This window comes from Paracidovorax oryzae ATCC 19882, from assembly GCF_000687165.1.
Lineage (GTDB): Bacteria > Pseudomonadota > Gammaproteobacteria > Burkholderiales > Burkholderiaceae_C > Paracidovorax > Paracidovorax oryzae.
This window is the reverse complement of sequence record NZ_JMKU01000013.1, coordinates 1-18253: the sequence shown is the minus strand read 5'-3', so window position 1 is coordinate 18253 and position 18253 is coordinate 1. Positions and strand designations below refer to the sequence as shown.

The window sequence follows — 18253 nt, the reverse complement described above, 5'->3', positions numbered from 1 at the left end:
GCACCGCGCTGGCCCGGGCTGCCTGGCGGCCCGACAGTCGCTCAGCCATCACTGCACCGCTGCCGAGGAATCCCCCATGACCTTCATTGTCCACATGCTCCAGGCGACGCCCGCCTGGGTTTTCGCGCTGCTGGCCGCCCTGTCCGCGCTGGGCGTGCGCCAGATGCGGCCATCCCGCAGGACCCTGGGGCGGGCCCTGCTGCTGCCGGCCGCCATGGCGGCTTTCTCGCTGTACGGGATGGTGGCTGCGCATCACGGGCAGCCGGCCGCCTGGGCCGCATGGGGGGTGGCGGCAATGGCCGCGGCGGCCTTCGTGGCGTCGCGGCCGGTACCGGCGGGCACGCGCTTCGACCCCGTGGACGCGGTCTTCCACCTGCCCGGCAGCATCCGCCCGCTCCTGCTGATGCTCGGCATCTTCTGCACCAAGTACACCGTGGCCGTGGCGCTCGCCCTGCATCCGGCGATGTCGGGCGATCCGCTGTTCGCCGGTGCGGTCAGCCTGCTCTACGGCATTTTCGCCGGCGCCAGCGCGGGGCGGGCGCTGCGCCTGCTGGGCCTGTGGTGGGCCGCGCGGGGGGCGATGCCGCCGCTGGGCCGCACCTGACGCAGGTCGGTCAGAACGTCACGCCCGCGCAGAGGATGACGTTCGCGTAGGGCGTGCATTCCCCTGTCCGCACCACGGCGCGCGCATCGCGCGTGAGGCGCTTGAATTCCTCGTGCGACAGGGTCTGCGGTGCCACGGGCAGCGCGCCGGCCCAGCCGGGCAGGGCCCCGCCCGCGCGCTCCACCGCCTCGGTGGCGATCAGCGCGCGCTCCACCTGCATTTCGGAGAGCACGGCAGCCAGCACGTCGGCCACCGAGGGCAACCCCTGGGTCACGGCCAGGTCGATGCGCAGGGGGCTGGGCGGAATCGGCAGGCCGGCATCGCCGATGACGATCATGTCGCCATGGCCCAGGGCGGCGATGGCGCGGGACAGGTCGGCGTGCAGCAGTGCGGTGCGTTTCATGCGATGCGGCTCCATTCGGGGGGCATGGGGGATGCGGCCACTTCGGCGCGCGTGGGGATCGATGGCTGTGCGCCCGGGCGAGTCACGCACAGCGCCGCGGCGCGGACGCCGGTCTGCACCGCCAGGTCGAGCGATTCGCCGCGTGCCAGGGCGACGGTCAGGGCGCCCAGGAAGGTGTCACCCGCGGCCGTGGTGTCCACGGCCTCCACGCGCAGGCCCAGGTGGTGCCGGCAGCCGCTGCCGTCGCAGGCCACGGCGCCCGCCGCACCCAGCGTCACCACCACCTGCCGCGGGCCCCGGGCGCGCAACAGGCGCGCGGCATGGGCGGCATCTTCGGGCGTTTCCACGTCGCAGTCGGCGAACAGCGCGGCCTCCACCTCGTTGGCCACGAGGGTGTCCACCAGCGGCCATAAAGCATCGGGGATCGGCTGCATGGGCGAAGGGTTGAGCACCACGGGGCAGCCCCGCTGGTGCGCCTGCCGGGCGGCGGCCATCACCTGCGGCATCGGCACCTCGAACTGCAGGAGCAGGCTGCTCGCTCCCTGCAGCGCCGCGTCCAGGGCCTGCGCGTCGATCCCGAAGCGGGCGTTCGCCCCGCCGACGAAGACGATCCGGTTCTGCGCGGTGGATTCCACCGTGATGCAGGCGATGCCCGTGGGGGCCTCCGGATCGGTCTGCACGCCGGCGTGGTCGATGGCGTCGGCGTCCAGCGCCGCACGCAGCGCCGCGCCATGCGCATCGTGCCCGACGCGGCCCAGCAGGTGCACATGCGCGCCCTGGCGCGCGCAGGCCACCGCCTGGTTGCCACCCTTGCCTCCGGGAATGTGGTGCAGTGAATCGGCCATCACGGTCTCGCCTGCGCCGGGGGCCCGGGGCACGCGCAGGACGATGTCCATGTTGAGGCTGCCCACCACGGCGATGCGCGGCGGGGCGGAACGGGAAGGGGTTTCCGGGGCGGGGTGGGAAGAGGCGGTCATTCGGGGTCGCGGGAAGGAAAACGGCCGTGCGGAGCGGCAGTGGAAGCGGTGCCCGGGGGCAGGGCCGCGGTCGAGGCGCGCAGCCGCAGCTCCGGCTGCAGCAGCAACTGGCGTGGTTCGCGCCGCGCGCCATCGATGCGCTCCAGCAGCATGTCCACGGCCGCCACGCCGATCTGCCGCTTGGGTTGGGCCACGGTGGTGAGGGGCGGGCTCGTGAAGGCCGCGAGCGCGATATCGTCGAAGCCCACGATGGACATGGCCTCGGGCACGCGCAGCCCGCGCTCGTGGACTGCACAGAGCGCGCCGATGGCCATCAGGTCGTTGCCCACGAACACCGCCGTGGGCGGGCGCGGCGAGGCCAGCACCGACTGCATGGCCTCGTAGCCGCTCTGGCTGGTGAAATCGCCGTGCCACAGCAGGCCGCCGTCGTCCACGCCCGCCTCGGCCAGCGCGTCGCGCCAGCCCTCGACGCGCTGCGTGCTGGGGGCCAGGTCCTGGGGGCCGCCGATGCAGGCGATGCGGCGGTGGCCCAGCCAGAGCAGGTGTCGCGTGGCCATCCGGCCGCCTTCGCGGTGCGCGGTCTCCACCAGGTCGCAGGGCTGCCGGTGGACCTCGATCTCGCGGTCCACCAGCACGGTGGGCACGCCCAGCCCCTCGAGCTGGCACGCGAGTGCCGCGTCCTGCCCGGTGGAGACAACGATCAGCCCGTCGATGCGCCGTTCGGCCAGCACCTGCAGGTACGAGCGCTGCCGCTGGGCCTCGTCGTGCGTATTGCACAGGATGAGGTTGTAGCCCGCGCCGAAGCAGCGGTTCTCCACGCTGTGCACGACTTCGGCGAAGTAGGGGTTGGAGCTGTTGGGGATCAGCATCCCCAGCGTGCGCGTGTGGTTGCTCTTGAGGCTGCGCGCGATAGCGCTGGGCACGTAGCCCAGCTGGCGGATGGCGGTCTCCACGCGGGCACGCCCGTCGTTGCTCACATGCCGCGTACCGTTGAGCACGTGCGAGACGGTGGTTACCGACACCCCGGCCTCGCGCGCGACGTCCTTGATGGTTGCCATGTCTTCGCGCGCCGGCCTCAGACCGCGGCGCGGCGCTGCCGCAGCGTATCGATGATGACGGCCGCCACGATCACGCAGCCGGTGATGATGCGCTTGCTCGGCTCGCTCGCGCCGATCTGTGCGAGGCCCGCCTCCAGTACCGCGATGATGAGCACGCCGAAGGCCGTGGTCACCACCGATCCGCGCCCGCCCATCAGGCTGGTGCCGCCGATCACCACGGCCGCGATCACCTGCAATTCCATGCCGGCGCCGGCATTCGGGTCGGCCGCCTCCAGGCGTGCCGACTGCATCAGGCCCGCCAGCCCGGCCAGCAGGCCGGTGAGCGCGAACACGGCGATGCGGATGGGCCGCGGATCAACGCCGGCCAGCCGCATGGCTTCCTCATTGGTGCCGATGCCCACCATGCAGCGGCCGAACACCGTGCGCGACAGCACGAGCTGGGCCACCACCACGATGAGCAGCGCGATGCCGAAAGCCACCGAGACGCCGGCCGCCACGGGCGCGGCGAGCCAGGAAATCGCGTCGCCCACGTACTGCGTGCGCGAATCCGTCACCAGGTAGGCGCTACCGCGCACCGCCTCCAGCATGCCGAGCGACACGATGAACGACGGCAGCCGCCAGGCGACCGACACGGCGCCGGTGATGGTGCCGCACACCAGGCCGGTGGCCAGCGCCAGGGCCGCCGCGGCCGGCACGCTCCAGCCCCATTGCAGGATGGCCGCGGCCGACGTCGCCGCGGACAGCGCCATCACCGAGCCGACCGACAGGTCGATGCCCGCGATGATCAGCACGAACGTCATGCCCACCGCCATCACGGCCAGCGCGGGAATCTCGTTGGCGATGGTGACGAAGGTCTCGGCGCTCCAGAAGAAATCGGACAGCCAGGAAAACAGCGCGACCATGCCGACCAGCACGGCGGCCAGGCCCAGGTAGGTGCCCAGCTGCGTGCGCCAGAGCGGCACCGACGGCGCGGCGGAAGCGGGGGAGGGGGACGTGGTGGCGGTCATGCGGAAGCGGGAGAAAAGGGGGATGCGGAACCGGCGCCTTCGGCGCGCGGACGGTCTTCGGCCTCGGAGAAGGCGGCGGCCAGCAGCGACTGCTCGGTCCACTCGCCGCGCTCGAAAACGGCGACCAGGCGGCCGCCGCTCATCACGCCGATGCGGTCGGCCATGGCCATCAGCTCGCGCAGGTCGGACGACACCATGAGCAGCGCCCGGCCTTCCGCGGCCATGCGGTCGAGCTCGGCGTACAGGTCGGCGCGCGCGCCTACGTCCACGCCGCGCGTGGGTTCGTCCAGCAGCAGCACGCGGCCGTCGCGGTGCAGCCACCGCGCGAACACCACCTTCTGCTGGTTGCCGCCCGACAGCTGCCCCACGGGCTGCTCCGGCCCGCGGCAGCGCACCCGCAGCGTGCGGATGAATCCCTGCACCACCGCGCTCTCGTGCGCGCGGCGCAGCCAGCCCGCGCGCGACACGGCGGACAGGTCCGACAACGTGGCGTTCACCCGGATCGGCTGGCTGAGCAGCAGGCCCTGCGACTTGCGGTCTTCGCTCACGAGCCCGATGCCCGCGGCGATCGCCGCCAGCGGCGAACGGAACCCGCGCGCGTGGGTGCGCTCCGCGGCGTCGCCGGAAGCCGTGCTCCCTGCAGCCAGCGTCACGCTGCCGCGGTCGGCGCGGTCCGCGCCGAACAGCAGGCGCAGCAGTTCGGTGCGGCCCGAGCCCACGAGTCCCGCGATGCCGAACACCTCGCCGGCCCGCAGCGCCAGGCTCACGTCCTGCACGGCGGTGCCCCGGCCGATGCCGTCCACCCGCATCACCACGGGCCCGGCCGTGCGGCGGGGGCGGTGCTCCAGGTCGTTCACCGCGCGTCCCACCATGCGCTGCACGAGGTCGGCCTCGGACAGCCCTGCCATCGGGCGGGCATCCACCAGCGCGCCGTCGCGCAGCACGGCCACGCGGTCGGCGATGCGCCGCAGCTCCTCCAGCCGGTGGGAGACGTAGATGATGGCCACGCCGCGGGCCGTGAGCCGGGCGATCTGCTCGAACAGGTAATTGGTCTCGCGCGGCGTCAGCATCGCCGTCGGCTCGTCGAGCACCAGGATGCGCGTGTCGTCCTGCAGGTTGCGGGCGATCTCCACCATCTGCTGCTGGCCGATGCCCAGGCGGGACACCGGCGTGGCCGGATCGATGCCCGTGAGGCCGATCTTGGCGAGCTGCGCGCGCGCGGCATCGTGCAGCGCGCGCCGGCGCAGCCAGCCCATGCGGTGCGGAAGCCGGCCCATCAGCAGGTTCTCGGCCACGGTGAGGGTCGGCACGAGGCCCAGCTCCTGCATGACCATGCGCACGCCCTGGTGCTCCGCGTCGCGCCGTGAGGACGGCGCATAGGGCTGCCCCGCCAGGCGCAGGCTGCCGCGCGTGGCGGGCTCCAGCCCGCAGAGGATCTTGGACAGCGTGCTCTTGCCCGCGCCGTTCTCGCCGGTCAGCGCGAGCACTTCGCCGGCATGCAGCGACAGCGTGACACCGTGCAGCACGGTGGTGGCGCTGTAGTCCTTGCCCACGCCCAGCATTTCCAGCAGGGGCACGGAGGCGGGCGCCGGCGCGGCGGCGATGGAGGAGGAATGGTCGGCCACGGTGTGCGAACCCGAAAAAAAGAGGAATGCCGCGCGGGTGGCGCGCGGCGTCGGCCCTGCGGTGCGCGGAAGGCGGGCGCGGCGCCCTGCGGCGCCGCGTGGCTCGCGCGCGTCGCCGCTGCGTTACTTGCCGGTGCCCTTGGTCACCAGCACCACTTCGGTCTTGACCTCGGCGGGCAGCTGGGCCTGCGGCGTCTTGGCGGCCAGCGCCTTCAGTGCCATCTCGATGCCGAACACCGCCTGCTTGGCGGCGTACTGGTCGGCCGTGGCCAGCACGCGGCCGTCGGCCAGCATGGGCTTGATGGCGTTGATGTTGTCGTAGCCCACCACCTGCACCTTGCCGGCCTTGCCGGCGGCCTTCACCGCGGCCACGGCGCCCAGCGCCATGCTGTCGTTGCCGGCCAGCAGCGCCACCAGGTCCGGATGCTCCCGCAGCATGCCGGCTGCCACGGTGTTGCCCTTCTCGATTTCCCACTGGCCGGACTGCACGCCCACCACGTTGATGTTGGCGGCCTTCATCGCGTCCTGGAAGCCCAGCGTGCGCTGCTGCGCGTTGAACGTGGTCGAGACGCCCTCGATGATGCCGACCTTGTCGCCGGCCTTCAGCTGCTTGGCCAGGTAGTCGCCCACCAGCTTGGCGCCGGCACGGTTGTCCGGGCCGACGAAGGGCACGTTCAGGCTCTTTTCCTTGAGCGCGTCGGCATCCAGGCGGTTGTCGATGTTGACCACGAGGATGCCCTTGTCCACCGCGGTCTTCACGGCCGGCACCAGGGCCTTGGAATCGGCGGGCGCGAGCACGATGGCGTTCACCTTCTGTGCCACGGCCTGCTCGATCATCTTGATCTGCGCGGCGGTGTCGGTCTCGTTCTTGATGCCGTTGGCCACCAGCGTGTATTCCGAGGCATGCGCCTTCTGGTGCGCCTTGGCGCCGTCCTCCATGGTGCGGAAGAACTCGTTGGCGAGCGACTTCATCACCAGCGCGACCTTGGGCTTGTCCTGCGCGAAGGCAGGCTGCGCGAACAGGCCACCGGCGAGGGCCAGCACGGCGGCGGTCTGGAGGGTGCGGCGGTTCAAGGGCATGGAAGTCTCCTGGTTGTGGGCGGAAAGAGAATAGTCGGGCCCAGGCCTTCCGCCGTTCGCGGCAAGAGGGACCTGCGGGGGGTGCTATGGTAGCGAAAGAAAACGTTTGCGCAAACGTTTGCGCTCATCCATTCAGGAGGGGTGCTGCATAAGCTTCTCTTGGGGGCAGGCTCGGAATTGTTTACATCTGGATGCAAAAAACCCGGCCGTGGCCGGGCTTCCGACGGGGGGCGTCCGGCGCGGGCCGGCCTCAGGGGGCCGGCGCTCGCAACTCCCGCCGCAGGATCTTGCCCACGTTGGTCTTGGGCAGCGCATCCCGGAACTCGATGTGGCGCGGGCACTTGTACCCCGTCAGGTGTTCGTGGCAGTACCGCGCCACGGCGTCCTCGGTGAGCGCCGGGTCGCTGCGCACCACGAAGACCTTGATCGCCTCGCCCTGCTTCTCGTCCGGCACCCCGATGGCTGCACATTCCAGCACGCCCGGGCACAGGGCGATGACCTGTTCCAGTTCGTTGGGGAACACGTTGAAGCCGGAAACCAGGATCATGTCCTTCTTGCGATCGATGATGCGCGTATAGCCCTGTTCATCCATCACGCCGATGTCGCCTGTACGCAGGAAGCCGTCGGCCGTGAAGGCGCGGGCGTTCTCCTCAGGCTGCTGGTAGTAGCCCGCCATCACGTTCGGGCCGCGGATGCAGATCTCGCCGGACTGGCCCACGGGCAGGCTCTGGCCCGCGTCGTCCTTGATGGCGATGTCGATGCCGGGCAGCGGCAGGCCGATGGTGCCGGTGAACTCCGTGTTGTCCACGGGATTGTTGGTGCCGATGGCGCAGGTCTCGCTCATCCCCCAGCCTTCGATCATGGTGTTGCCCGTCACCTTCTGCCATTGCCGCGCGGTGCTCTCCGAGGCGGCCATGCCGCCCGCCTGCGAGACGCACAGGTGCGAGAAATCGAGTGCGCGGAACTCCGTGTTCTGCAGCAGCGCGTTGAAGAGCGTGTTCACCGCGGGCATCATGTGGAAGGGCCTTTTCTTCAGTACCGCCACGAACTTGGGGATGTCCCGCGGGTTCGGGATCAGCGTGAGGCGCGAGCCCTGGCGGATGGCCAGCAGGCACAGCGTGAGCGCGAAGATGTGATAGAGCGGCAGAGCCGCGATGCTGTTGGCCTGGCGCACGTCGCCGATGCGGGAGAGCGCCGGCGTGAACCAGGCCTCCGCCTGCAGCGTGGCCGCCACGATGTTGCGGTGCGTGAGCACCGCGCCCTTCGACAGCCCCGTCGTGACGCCCGTGTATTGCAGGAACGCGGCGGAATCGAGCGTCGCGGTGCTCGGCGCGAGCGTGTGCCGCGCGCCCTCGGCCAGGGCCGCGGGCAGCGTCGTCACGCGGCGGCCGTCCGACAGGGGCAGGTCGAAGGCCGGCACCATCCTCGCCAGGTGCCGCACCGCGAAGCTGATCCAGCGCCCGCGCACGGGTCCGAGCAGGTCGCCGAGCGCGGTGAGCACCACGTGCTTCACGGCCGTGCGCTCCACCACCTCGGAGAGCGTGCGCGCGAAATTCTCTAGGATGACGATCGCCTCCGCGCCGGAGTCGCGCAGCTGGTGCTCCAGCTCGCGCGGCGTGTAGAGCGGGTTCACGTTCACGCAGGTGTAGCCGGCGCGCAGCACCGCGGCCATGGCCACGGCGAACTGCGGCACGTTGGGCAGCATGATCGCCACGCGCGCGCCCTGCGCCAGTCCCTGGGCCTGCAGCCATGCGCCCAGCCGCGTGCTCAGGCGGTCCAGCTCGGCATAGCCCATCCATTGCTCCATGCACACCGAAAAGGGATGGTCCGCATGGCGGCGCAGCGATTCCTCCAGCAGGTGCGCCACCGAGCGGTAGCTTTCGGGATCCACTGCATGCGGCACGCCAGGGGGATAGTTCTTCAGCCAGATCCGGTCCATGGATTCGTCTTCCTTTCGCTCCGCCAGGCGGCGGGCGGTTGATGCGGCATTGCGGGGGTGCAAGGGCCGATTGGCGGGAGCCGCAGGCGATTGTGGAAACCCCTGCGCGCCTGTCCATCGGGACAGTCCCGGGGCCTGGGCCCCGCGTACGGCCGTGCGTCTCCTGTGTGACAGGATGCGGGCTGGGCGGGTGCACGATCGACCCCGGTACCGGAAAGGAACGACGTGACGAATGCAAGGTGGCAGCGATGGATGGTGGTGGCGCAGGTCGCGCTGGCCGCGGGCTGGCTGGCCTGGTTCTGGCCCCGGTCACCCGCGGGGGCGCTGGCCGGCGCCGCCCTCTGGCTGGTGGGGCCCCGTCTCTGGCTGGGGTTGCAGTTCCTGGTCATGCTGCATGCCAACCGGGGCGATCCGGTGCCGGCCCCTCCTGCGGGGCGCGTGCTGCGTGCCTGGTGGGCGGAAACCCGGTGGGCGAGCTGGGTGTTCGGCTGGTGGCAGCCCTTTCGCCATGCGGCCGTGCCGGACTGGCTTCCTCCGCCCGCGGCTGGCGGCACCACCGCGGCGCCGCGCGGAGTCGTGCTGGTGCATGGCTTCCTGTGCAACCGCGGCTTCTGGATGCCCTGGTTCGCGCTGCTGCGGCGACGCGGCCATGCGTTCGTGGCCGTGACGCTGGAGCCGCCCTTCGGCGCGATCGACGGCTACGCCGCCGCCATCGACGCGGCCGTGCGGCGGGTGGCCGAAGGCACGGGACGGCCCCCGCTCGTGATCGGCCACAGCATGGGCGGCCTCGCGGTCCGGGCCTGGCTGCGCGCCTGCGGCGAATCAGGCATCGGCCGGGTGCACCGCGTGATCACGCTCGGCACGCCGCATGGCGGCACGGAGGCGGCCCGGCTCAGCCGGTCCGACAACGGCCGTCAGATGGTGCCCGGGCACCCATGGCTGCAGGCCCTGGATGCGTCCGAGCCGCCCTCCGTGCGCGCTCGCTTCACCTGCTTCCATTCGGACTGCGACAACGTGGTCTATCCCGCCAGCACGGCCACGCTGGCCGGGGCGGACAACCGCTTCGTGTCGGGCGCGGGGCACGTGCACATGGCATTCCATCCGGATGTGGTGCGTGCCTGCCTGGAGATTGCCGGGCAGCCCTGACGGGCGGATGTTTCCGCAGCGGTGCGTTTCAGGCCGCGAGTGGCTGCCGGTGCAGCAGCGTGCCGGAGCGGGCCGCCAGCAGCGCCTCCGCCGCCGGGCGCGGGCTCCAGAGCGGCGTGCCATGGGTGGCCTGCCGCGAGGCCCGGGCCTGCCCCCCCGCGCTGAATTGCGGCGGCAGCCGGCCATGCCGGGCGAACCCCTCCGGCCCCGCCAGCAGGCCGGCCGCGGCACGAGGTGCCATCGAGGCGGCCGACGACGTGCGGCGCGCCACGCCCGGTACGGTGGGCTCTGGCGCGGGTGAAGGAAAGCGCCGGACGAGCGGCGCGACGGGTGCGATGCGGCCTTCCAGGGACGCCGATGAAAGACCTGGAGATGAACGCAACAGGTTGGATGTGATGCCGGAGACACGGGTCATGGCAGTCATCCTCGCCGTGCCGCGGGGCGCGTCCCCCGCACCACCCGAAACCTCTTGCTGGCGCGCGAAGGGCATCCAGCATGGCCATGCCACGCAAGCCGGCCCGTGTACCGGCCCTGCGCGGCGGGTGCCGGTGGCCCTCAGGCAGCCACGGCCTCGCGCTCGTCCGCGGCGAACTCGGGCTGCCCGCACAGGCGTTCGTACACCGGCCCGAAATCCGGCTCCGTCATCGCGAAGAGCTGCTCGAAGCTGTCGATCACGAAATATGTCTGCTGGTACGTGTCGATCTTGTAGCGCGTGCGCATGGTTCGCTCCAACTGCAGCGGCAGACGTTGCGGCTCGGGGCTGTTCACCGAATATTCCAGCTCGCCGGAAGAACTGAGGATGCCGGCCCCATAGGCGCGCAGCGCGCCGCGCTCGCGGATCAGGCCGAACTCGATCGTGTACCAGTACAGGCGCGACAGCATCTCGCAGGCACCCAGCCCGTGCGCCTTCAGGCCTCCCTGGCCGTAGCGCTGCACGTAGTCCGCGAACACCGGGTTGAACAGCAGCGGCACGTGCCCGAACAGGTCGTGGAAGATGTCCGGCTCCACGATGTAGTCGAACTCCTCGGGTGTGCGGATCCAGTCCGTCACCGGGAACTTGCGGTTCGCCAGCAGCGTGAAGAAGGGCACTTCGGGAATCAGGCCCGGAACGCCCACGATCTCCCAGCCCGTGGCGCGCTGCAGCCGCTCGTTGATCTCGTCGAAGCGGGGAATGCGGTCGCTCGCGCCCAGCGAGGGCAGGGCGGCGATGAAGGCCTCGCTCGCGCGGCCCGGCAGCAGCGCCGACTGGCGGGCGTACAGGCGCCGGTAGGTGTCGTGGTCCTGCGGCGTGTAGGCCGCATAGTCCTGCGCGCAGGTGTAATCGCTGCCGGCGCGGGCGTAGTCGCCGCGCGGGGGGCGGTCGGATTGGCCGTAAACGACGGGGGCTTGTCCCATGGCATGTCTCCTGGTTATGCAATGCACGGGAGTGCCCATGCCAGGGCGCCCCGCGCTGTCAGTCCATCTTGATCTTCGCGGCCTTGATGAGGAAGCCGTACTTCGCGTGCTCCGCGCGCACGAACTGGCCGAAGGGCTCCAGCGTCAGGTCCTCGGCGTCGATGCCCATCTTCTTGAGCTTCTGCTCGCTGGCTGGCACCTTCATCGCCGCCGTGATGGCCGCCGCATAGCGGCGGGCATCCGCATCGGGCAGGGAGGTGGGGGCGAACAGCCCGAACCAGGTCACCACGTTGAATCCCGGCACCTCGTCGTTGATGCTGCGCACGTCCGGCAGCTCGTCGTCCCGGCCCAGGCTGGTCACGCCCAGGGCCTTGAGCTTGCCGGCCTTGATCAGCGGCAGCGACGAGGCGAGGTTGTCGAACACGAACGCGACCTCTCCCGACTGCAGGGCCTTGAGCGCGGGCGCCGACCCCTGGAAGGGCACGTGCGCCACGCGCGTGTTGGTGAGCGACTTGAACATCTCGGCCGCGATGTGGCCGATGCTGCCGTTGCCGCCCGATCCGTAGCGCACTTGGTCGGGGTTCTTCTTGAGGTACTGCACCAGTTCCCCGGTCGTGCGGATGCCCAGCGACTTGGCATGCTCCGCGTCCATGACGAGCACGTTGGGCGTGCGCGCCACCAGCGCGATCGGCTTGAAGTCCTTCAGCGGGTCGTACGGGAAAGCCTTCTGCAGCCACGGATTCACCGCGTGAGTCGCCACCGCGCCCATCACCAGCCAATTGGCGTCCTTCGGGGCCTTGGCCACCAGTGCCACGCCCGTCGTGCCGCCAGCCCCCGGCTTGTTCTGCACCTCCACCGGGCCCAGCGTGCCGCGCACGCCTTCCGCCACGATGCGGGCGGACGCGTCCACGGGCCCGCCGGCCGGGTACGGAACAACGATGGTCAGCGGTGCCGAGGCGTTCTGGGCCTGGACGCTCCAGGCCCCTCCCGCCAGCAGGACGGCCAAAAGGTAACTGCGACGCAACATGGGTGTCTCTCTCTCCGTGCTCATTGGGAGGGCGCAGTATAGAGACGGGTGCCATGCCGATGCAGTTGGTTACGTCAATCGGCTTGCAGAAGGTTTTAGGCGTTCTTTCAGGCGCCCTGCAGCACCCCGCGGCGCATCTGGTCGAGTTCGATGCTCTCGAACAGCGCCTTGAAGTTGCCGTTGCCGAAGCCGTCGTCGCCCTTGCGCTGGATGAACTCGAAGAAGATCGGGCCGAGCTGGTTCTCGCTGAAGATCTGCAGCAGGATCGCGTCCTTCTTGCCGTCGATCAGGATCTTGCGCTTGTGCAGTTCCTCCACGCTCTCGCCGTGGCCGGGAATGCGCTTGTCCACCAGCTCGTAGTAGGTGTCGATCGTGTCCAGCAGGCGCACGCCGGAGCCGCGCAACGCGTCCACCGTGGCGTAGAGGTCGTCCGAGCCCATGGCGATGTGCTGGATGCCCTCGCCGTTGTACATGTCCAGGTATTCCTGGATCTGGCCGGCCTTTTCCTTGCCCTCTTCGTTGATCGGGATGCGGATCTTGCCGCAGGGGCTGGTCATGGCCTTGCTCTTCACGCCGGTCACCTGGCCTTCGATGTCGAAGTAGCGGATCTCGCGGAAGTTGAACAGGCGCTCGTAGAAGTTCGCCCATTCGACCATCCGGCCGCGGTGCACGTTGTGCGTCAGGTGGTCGATATAGGTCAGGCCGTGGCCCTTGGGGTTGAGGGCTTCCTCGGCCGTCACGCCGGGCAGCGGCTCGAAATCGACATCGAAGAAGCCGATGTTGCCGATGTCGCCCGGCTGCGCCCCGTTCTTGCCGCGCCAGCGGTCCACCAGATAGATCAGGCTGTCGCCGATGCCCTTGATGGCGGGGATGTTCAGCTCGCCCGGGCCGGCCTGGCCGGCGTAGCCCCAGGCGCCGAGGTTGAGCGCGCGTTCGTAGGCGGCCTTGGCATCGTGCACGCGGAAGGCGATGGCGCAGACGCTGGGCCCGTGCAGCCGCGCGAAGCGCTGCGCGAAGCTGTCGGGCTCGGCATTGATGATGAAGTTGATTTCGCCCTGGCGGTAGAGCGTCACGTTCTTGTGGCGGTGGCGCGCCACGGGCTTGAAGCCCATGCCCTCGAACACCCGGCCCATGGCCTGCGGATCGGGAGCGGCATATTCGATGAATTCGAAGCCGTCGGTACCCATCGGGTTCTCCCAGGCGGCGGTGTCCTGGACGGCGGGGTGGGGCAGTGGGTTGTTCATGCGTTGTCTCCGGGGTTGGCGCGTTGATCTGCGTCATGCCACTGTAGGCGCACGCAGGCTCATGTTTCTGGCGTAAACATCGCGGCGGCTCCAGCTTCGTGCAGGAAAACTGCGCCATGGCGGCGCGGTACGCAGCCTGCGCCCGGCCGGACGGTCGCCAGAGCCGGCGCTCAGCCCCCGCCTGGCGCGCCGGGGCGCGTGGACCGCAGCGCCAGGGCCCCTTCCACGCGCAGCCGCTCTTCGGGCGTGAACAGCTGCTCGCGCAGCTTCTGCAGGGCCGGGCCGTCGCCCTGCGTGGCCCGGGCCTGCTGGTACTGGTCCAGCCGCTGCTGCCACTGCCGCTCCTCGCCGTCCAGGCGCGCCAGGGCGTCGGCAGCCGCCGCACCGTAGCGGGCGCTGCGCTCCGCGTGGCGCGTCGCGTCGTCGGCCTGGCGGGCATCCAGCGCGGCCGTCTGCTCCGCCACCGCCTGCGGCGTGGCATAGGCCTGCCGCGCGGCGCGCAGTTCGGCAGGCAGCGCGTCCTCTGCGGCCTGGAGCGCCCGGGCCTTCTCCTGCGGAGAGCGGCTGGCGTCCTGCAGGATCTCCAGCCGCGCGAGCGTGTGGCGATCCAGCGCTGCTTCGCCCCCGAACAGTGCGGTGGCTTCGCCGGGCTCGAAGAAACGCTCGCGCAGCCGGTCGCGCTCCTCCATCGAGGCACGCAGCGCCTTCGGATCGGACAGGTCGGCGGGCGGCGCCACCGTGCCGAGCGCCGCGCGGTAGTCTACGTAGCGGCCGGCCAGCGCCAGGGCACGCTCGCGCACCGCTGCCGGGAAATGGCGGTCCACCAGGCCCTCCAGCCGGCGCTTGAGCGTGGCCGCATCGGTGGTCGGTCCGGCGTCCAGGGCTTCCTGCAGCAAGGTTTCCAGCGTGTCGCGCAGGCCCGCGCCCAGCAGCGGGTCGGTCTGGAGCACCTCCAGCTCGGCCGCGGAGCGCGGCGCCAGGAACCGCGGATCGGGCCCGCCGGACGGCCGGTGCGCGGATGCGGAGGCGTCCGGCGCCAAGCCGGATGCAGGGCGCGCCCCGGCCTCGTCGGCGCCGTCCGCCGTGGAGCGCTGCGCCCACCATCCGGCCAAGCCCAGCGCCGCGGCGGCCAGCAGCGCCGCAGCCATCCGCCCGCGTGCCGCCGCCATCGGTCAGAGCCCCTGCAGCTTCAGCCGGTTGGCATGCTGGCGGTAGAGCGTCACCGGGTCGGGAGAGAACAGGTCCCGCAGCCCCACCAGCTGGTTGATTTCATCGAGGTGGTTCTGGCGGTAATCCCCCAGGTGCCGGCCCAGCCGCGAAGAGCAGGCGGACACCAGCCCGTCGTTCGCCTCGCCGTGCACCGGCGCCAGCAGGGCCAGACCCGCATCGCTCGGGTCGAGCACGTTCGTGACCGGCTGCGTGCCCGTCCAGGAGTAGTAGCGCACGCCGTTCACCACGTCGGCGCCGCTGCCGCATCCGCTGGCCAGCCCCTGCGGAAAGCGGCGGTTGAAGTCCGCCGCGCCGGCCGTGGTGAGCGAATCGAGCGCTGCCGTCGGCTTCTGCGGCAGGCTGGAGCCGCCCGAGGCCGCGCTGATCACCTGCGCGAGCGCCCCGGCTGCGGCGCTCGCCACCGCTTCGGACACCGAGCCCGGCGGGGCCACGCCGCGCACCACATCCGCCACGCGGGAGCCCTTGTTCACCCCGCCGATCGACGTGACCGATGCCACGAGCTGCGGCGCCACGCCCGCCACGTAGCGGATGGTCGGGCCGCCGTGGGAATGCCCGACCAGGTTCACCTTCGCCGCGCCCGTGACCGCCAGCACCTGCTTGACCTGGGCGAGCAACTGCTCGCCGCGCACTTCGGTGCTGTTGGTGGCCGACACCTGGGCCACGAACACCTGCGCTCCGTCCCGGCGCAGCGCGTCGGGAATGCCGTAGAAATAGTCCACGCCCAGGGCCGAATCGAACCCGAACAGGCCGTGCACCAGCACGATGGGGTAGCGCGTCTGCGTGTAGCCGCTCTGCGCATGGACGGCCGGCGCAGTGAATGCGCAGCCCAGGGATAAGGCGAGGGCGGCGCGCGCCGCCAGCGCCCTGAAGCGGCCGAGGCCGCGAAGGGTTCCGTTCATGGTTGCTTGTCTCCGTCGTTGTAGTGATGTCCACAAAAAAGAACGACCGTTCTTTTTTGTGAATTCCATTATTCGCCGCCCATGGCCGCGTTCCACCGGGACAAACCCGGGGAAGGTGCCGGCAGGCCGTGCCTGCACGCGCTGGGCTTCGTAGAATCCTGTGCCATGAGCGCTTCCCACGCACTGGACCGGCTTGATCGGGCGATCCTGCGCTGCCTTCAGGACAACGGCCGCGAAACCTATGACGTCATCGGCGAGCAGGTGGGCCTGTCGCCCAGCGCGGTGCTGCGCCGCGCCAAGCGCCTGGAGGATGCCGGCGTGATCGACCGCTACGTCGCCCTGGTGCGGCCGGAAGCCGTGGGCCTGGGCCTGACCGCGTACCTGAACGTCCGGCTGGAAAAGCACACCGAAAGCCACAAGCGCAACCCCATGGACCTGTTCCGCGCCAGCGTGCAGACCTGGCCCGAGGTGGTGGAATGCTCCGCGCTCACCGGCGAAATGGACTACCTGCTGCGCGTGGTCGTGGCCGACATGGCCCACTACAGCCGCTTCATCATGGACACCCTGCTCAAGCACCCCAGCGTGCAGGACTGCAAGACCAGCTTCGTGCTCGACCGCGTGAAGAGCACCACCGCGGTACCCGTCTGACACATTGGCGACAGGTGTTTGCTATCAAATAAGTAGCAACCGAGGGCCGAGGGCCGGTCATGTGGAGCTACCCCGTGTCTGGACATTCGAAAGGCTGGCGTTTGCGTGGTTTCCAGGCCACGGCACGTCTTGTGCTAGGGGAAAACCCTAAAATTCGTGCATGTCCGCGCCTGCCACCGACACCCATCCCCCGCGTCCGCCCGTGCGGCGCGGTGCGCCGGTCGTGGTCCCCATCCGCTCGCTGGGCCCAGAGCACCGCGGACGCATCGCCGTCCACCTGCTCCGCCTGGAACCCGGCGACCGCTACCTGCGCTTCGGCTACGCCGCATCGGACGAACAGGTGCTGCGCTACGTGCAGCAACTCGACTTCGTGCGGGACGAGGTATTCGGCATCTACAACCGCCGGCTTGAACTCATTGCCGTCGCCCACCTCGCCTACGGCGACGCGGCCGAGCACCGCAGCTGTGCCGAGTTCGGCGTCTCCGTGCTCGCCCAGGCCCGGGGCCGCGGCTTCGGCGCCCGGCTCTTCGAGCGCGCCGTGATGCATGCGCGCAACCGGGACGTGCGCATGGTGTTCATCCACGCGCTGAGCGAAAACACTGCGATGCTGCGCATCGCCCGCAAGGCCGGCGCCGTCGTGCGCCGGGACGGTTCCGAATCGGAAGCCTACCTCGAGATTGCCCCGGCCGGCCTGCAATCGCGCATGGCGCAGAAGGTGGTGCACCGCCTGGCCGAGATGGACTACCAGCTCAAGCGCCAGGCCCGCCAGTTCCGGGCATTTCTTGCGGGCATGCAGGCTGCGCGGAGCGGGACGCCGCCGGGGGCGTGACGTGGTTCGGCCCTCAAGAGGCTGGATGGCGCTGACTTTCGTCGACTTGCACGTGGTATTGCGATGCAATGACCCTGATGAATGAGTCGTTGCCGGGGATGTAGTATTCCTCGAGCCCGAGCCTTTCTTTCGGGTCGTAGATTTTAATTTGCCTGCGTAGGATTCCTTGTCTGCATTCTTGTATAAGGCCGAGTCAAATTGCGCGGTGGAAGATGGGAATATCTTGATATCCTCGTGCTTCGACTCATAAAAGTTCATTCCTACGCATTCGAACTCCGCGACGATGGGGAATAGGATCGTCGCAATGGCCGGTCTGTTGTCCTTGATGACAGTGAGCTGGATGGAAAGACCTTCCTGCTCGGAATAGGTGATTTCAACACCGGTGGTGTTGATTTGGAATTCCAAATCTTCTGCAATTAATTCGATCATCTGCAATTATTGGTTGATGTCTTGTGGATTTGCAAGATGGCACGCCTCACCTCATCATAAGAGCCCCATGGACCACACAACTTATTCAATGCGGACTGATTTTTTCATTTTTATAGTGAAGGGTCACTCCATTTTTGAGCAAGAATGTTTCCTCGTCATCAAGTTGGAATTGATCTGATTTTTGATGCAGAAAAATTGCTGCTTTATATTTGCTTTGTAAATCAGCCCAATTGGCTGAATCGTTGTAAATGTCAACTGTATCGAAATTTATTATTTTGTTGCATAATGTTATGTTTGCCTAGAGCGTGTTATGAACTTTGCTCCTCGGAGTGGAAGTCAAAGTAGAGTCTGCGGATGCCTCGCAAACCCTACCCGACGGATGTCAGCGATGAAGAATGGAGCTTCGCTGCGCCCTACTTGAGCCTGATGGACCAGCGCGCGCCCCAGCGCGAGCACGATCTGCGCGAAGTCTTCAACGCGCTGCGCTGGCTGGTGCGCGCGGGCGCGCCTTGGCGGATGCTGCCCAACGATCTACCTCCTTGGGAGGCGGTCTACCAGCAAACCCGACGCTGGCTGGAAGCGGGCTGCTTCGAGGCGATGGTGTCGGACCTGCGCTCCATCATCCGCGTGGCGCAAGGGCGCCAGGGACAACCCAGTGCCATGGTGATGGATGGGCGGACATTGCAGTCGAGCTGCGAGAGCGGACCGCGTGC

The 18253-nt window shown here is 69.3% G+C and carries 18 protein-coding genes; 5 read left to right on the top strand and 13 right to left on the bottom strand.

The window, feature by feature from the left end:
- Window positions 1-76: 76 nt before the first annotated feature.
- Window positions 77-604 carry a DUF6622 family protein gene (locus tag T336_RS25125; protein ID WP_035225916.1) on the top strand — a complete coding sequence of 176 codons (528 nt, stop codon included), beginning with the start codon at window positions 77-79 and terminating at the stop codon, window positions 602-604.
- Window positions 605-614: 10 nt separating this feature from the next.
- On the opposite strand, the gene rbsD is transcribed toward T336_RS25125, so the two are convergent.
- From rbsD to T336_RS0112470, 7 genes are all read right to left on the bottom strand, one after another.
- Window positions 615-1007, bottom strand: coding sequence for a D-ribose pyranase (gene rbsD / locus T336_RS0112500; protein WP_026432793.1), 393 nt, complete (start codon window positions 1005-1007; stop codon window positions 615-617).
- Window positions 1004-1984 (bottom strand): ribokinase, encoded by a 981-nt coding sequence (rbsK, locus tag T336_RS0112495; protein WP_026432792.1) that lies wholly within the window; start codon window positions 1982-1984, stop codon window positions 1004-1006. Before rbsK ends, rbsD begins: the two co-directional genes overlap by 4 nt.
- Window positions 1981-3042: a LacI family DNA-binding transcriptional regulator gene (locus T336_RS0112490; RefSeq protein ID WP_026432791.1), complete on the bottom strand. Its 1062-nt coding sequence runs from the start codon at window positions 3040-3042 to the stop codon at window positions 1981-1983. The genes rbsK and T336_RS0112490 overlap by 4 nt, the downstream gene beginning before the upstream one ends.
- Before the next feature lie 17 nt (window positions 3043-3059).
- Window positions 3060-4049, bottom strand: coding sequence for an ABC transporter permease (locus T336_RS0112485; RefSeq protein WP_019701594.1), 990 nt, complete (start codon window positions 4047-4049; stop codon window positions 3060-3062).
- Entirely contained in the window at window positions 4046-5611 is a 1566-nt protein-coding gene (locus T336_RS0112480; RefSeq protein ID WP_244883933.1) for a sugar ABC transporter ATP-binding protein, read from the bottom strand. Before T336_RS0112480 ends, T336_RS0112485 begins: the two co-directional genes overlap by 4 nt.
- Before the next feature lie 186 nt (window positions 5612-5797).
- Window positions 5798-6754, bottom strand: a complete 957-nt coding sequence (locus tag T336_RS0112475) for a sugar ABC transporter substrate-binding protein (RefSeq protein WP_026432789.1) — start codon at window positions 6752-6754, stop codon at window positions 5798-5800.
- Between the two features lie 250 nt (window positions 6755-7004).
- Window positions 7005-8693, bottom strand: a complete 1689-nt coding sequence (locus T336_RS0112470) for an AMP-binding protein (RefSeq protein ID WP_026432788.1) — start codon at window positions 8691-8693, stop codon at window positions 7005-7007.
- Between the two features lie 225 nt (window positions 8694-8918).
- Between T336_RS0112470 and T336_RS0112465 the strand changes: the two genes are divergently transcribed.
- On the top strand, window positions 8919-9839 hold the full coding sequence (locus tag T336_RS0112465) for an esterase/lipase family protein (RefSeq protein ID WP_026432787.1): 921 nt from the start codon (window positions 8919-8921) through the stop codon (window positions 9837-9839).
- 28 nt (window positions 9840-9867) lie between these two features.
- Here T336_RS0112465 and T336_RS26660 read toward each other — a convergent pair whose 3' ends face one another.
- The 6 genes from T336_RS26660 to T336_RS0112435 all read right to left on the bottom strand — a co-directional run bounded on the left by T336_RS26660 (window position 9868) and on the right by T336_RS0112435 (window position 15634).
- Window positions 9868-10254, bottom strand: a complete 387-nt coding sequence (locus T336_RS26660; protein WP_156957851.1) for a hypothetical protein — start codon at window positions 10252-10254, stop codon at window positions 9868-9870.
- A 140-nt stretch (window positions 10255-10394) separates the two neighbouring features.
- Window positions 10395-11234, bottom strand: coding sequence for a phenylalanine 4-monooxygenase (gene phhA / locus T336_RS0112455; protein WP_026432785.1), 840 nt, complete (start codon window positions 11232-11234; stop codon window positions 10395-10397).
- Between the two features lie 58 nt (window positions 11235-11292).
- Window positions 11293-12261: a Bug family tripartite tricarboxylate transporter substrate binding protein gene (locus T336_RS0112450; protein WP_026432784.1), complete on the bottom strand. Its 969-nt coding sequence runs from the start codon at window positions 12259-12261 to the stop codon at window positions 11293-11295.
- Window positions 12262-12368: 107 nt separating this feature from the next.
- The gene (gene hppD, locus T336_RS0112445) at window positions 12369-13505 is read right to left on the bottom strand and encodes a 4-hydroxyphenylpyruvate dioxygenase (protein WP_026432783.1); all 1137 of its coding nucleotides are present in this window, start codon (window positions 13503-13505) and stop codon (window positions 12369-12371) included.
- A gap of 170 nt (window positions 13506-13675) precedes the next feature.
- Window positions 13676-14674, bottom strand: coding sequence for a lipase chaperone family protein (locus T336_RS0112440; RefSeq protein WP_026432782.1), 999 nt, complete (start codon window positions 14672-14674; stop codon window positions 13676-13678).
- A 3-nt stretch (window positions 14675-14677) separates the two neighbouring features.
- Entirely contained in the window at window positions 14678-15634 is a 957-nt protein-coding gene (locus T336_RS0112435) for an esterase/lipase family protein (protein WP_026432781.1), read from the bottom strand.
- Between the two features lie 165 nt (window positions 15635-15799).
- Here T336_RS0112435 and T336_RS0112430 point away from each other — a divergent pair, with 165 nt between their 5' ends.
- The 3 genes from T336_RS0112430 to T336_RS0112420 all read left to right on the top strand — a co-directional run.
- Window positions 15800-16282: an Lrp/AsnC family transcriptional regulator gene (locus T336_RS0112430; protein WP_013596422.1), complete on the top strand. Its 483-nt coding sequence runs from the start codon at window positions 15800-15802 to the stop codon at window positions 16280-16282.
- A gap of 160 nt (window positions 16283-16442) precedes the next feature.
- Window positions 16443-17111, top strand: a complete 669-nt coding sequence (locus tag T336_RS0112425) for a GNAT family N-acetyltransferase (protein ID WP_019701794.1) — start codon at window positions 16443-16445, stop codon at window positions 17109-17111.
- Between the two features lie 783 nt (window positions 17112-17894).
- A partial coding sequence (locus T336_RS0112420) for a transposase (protein WP_026432780.1) occupies window positions 17895-18253 on the top strand: 359 nt, incomplete at its 3' end.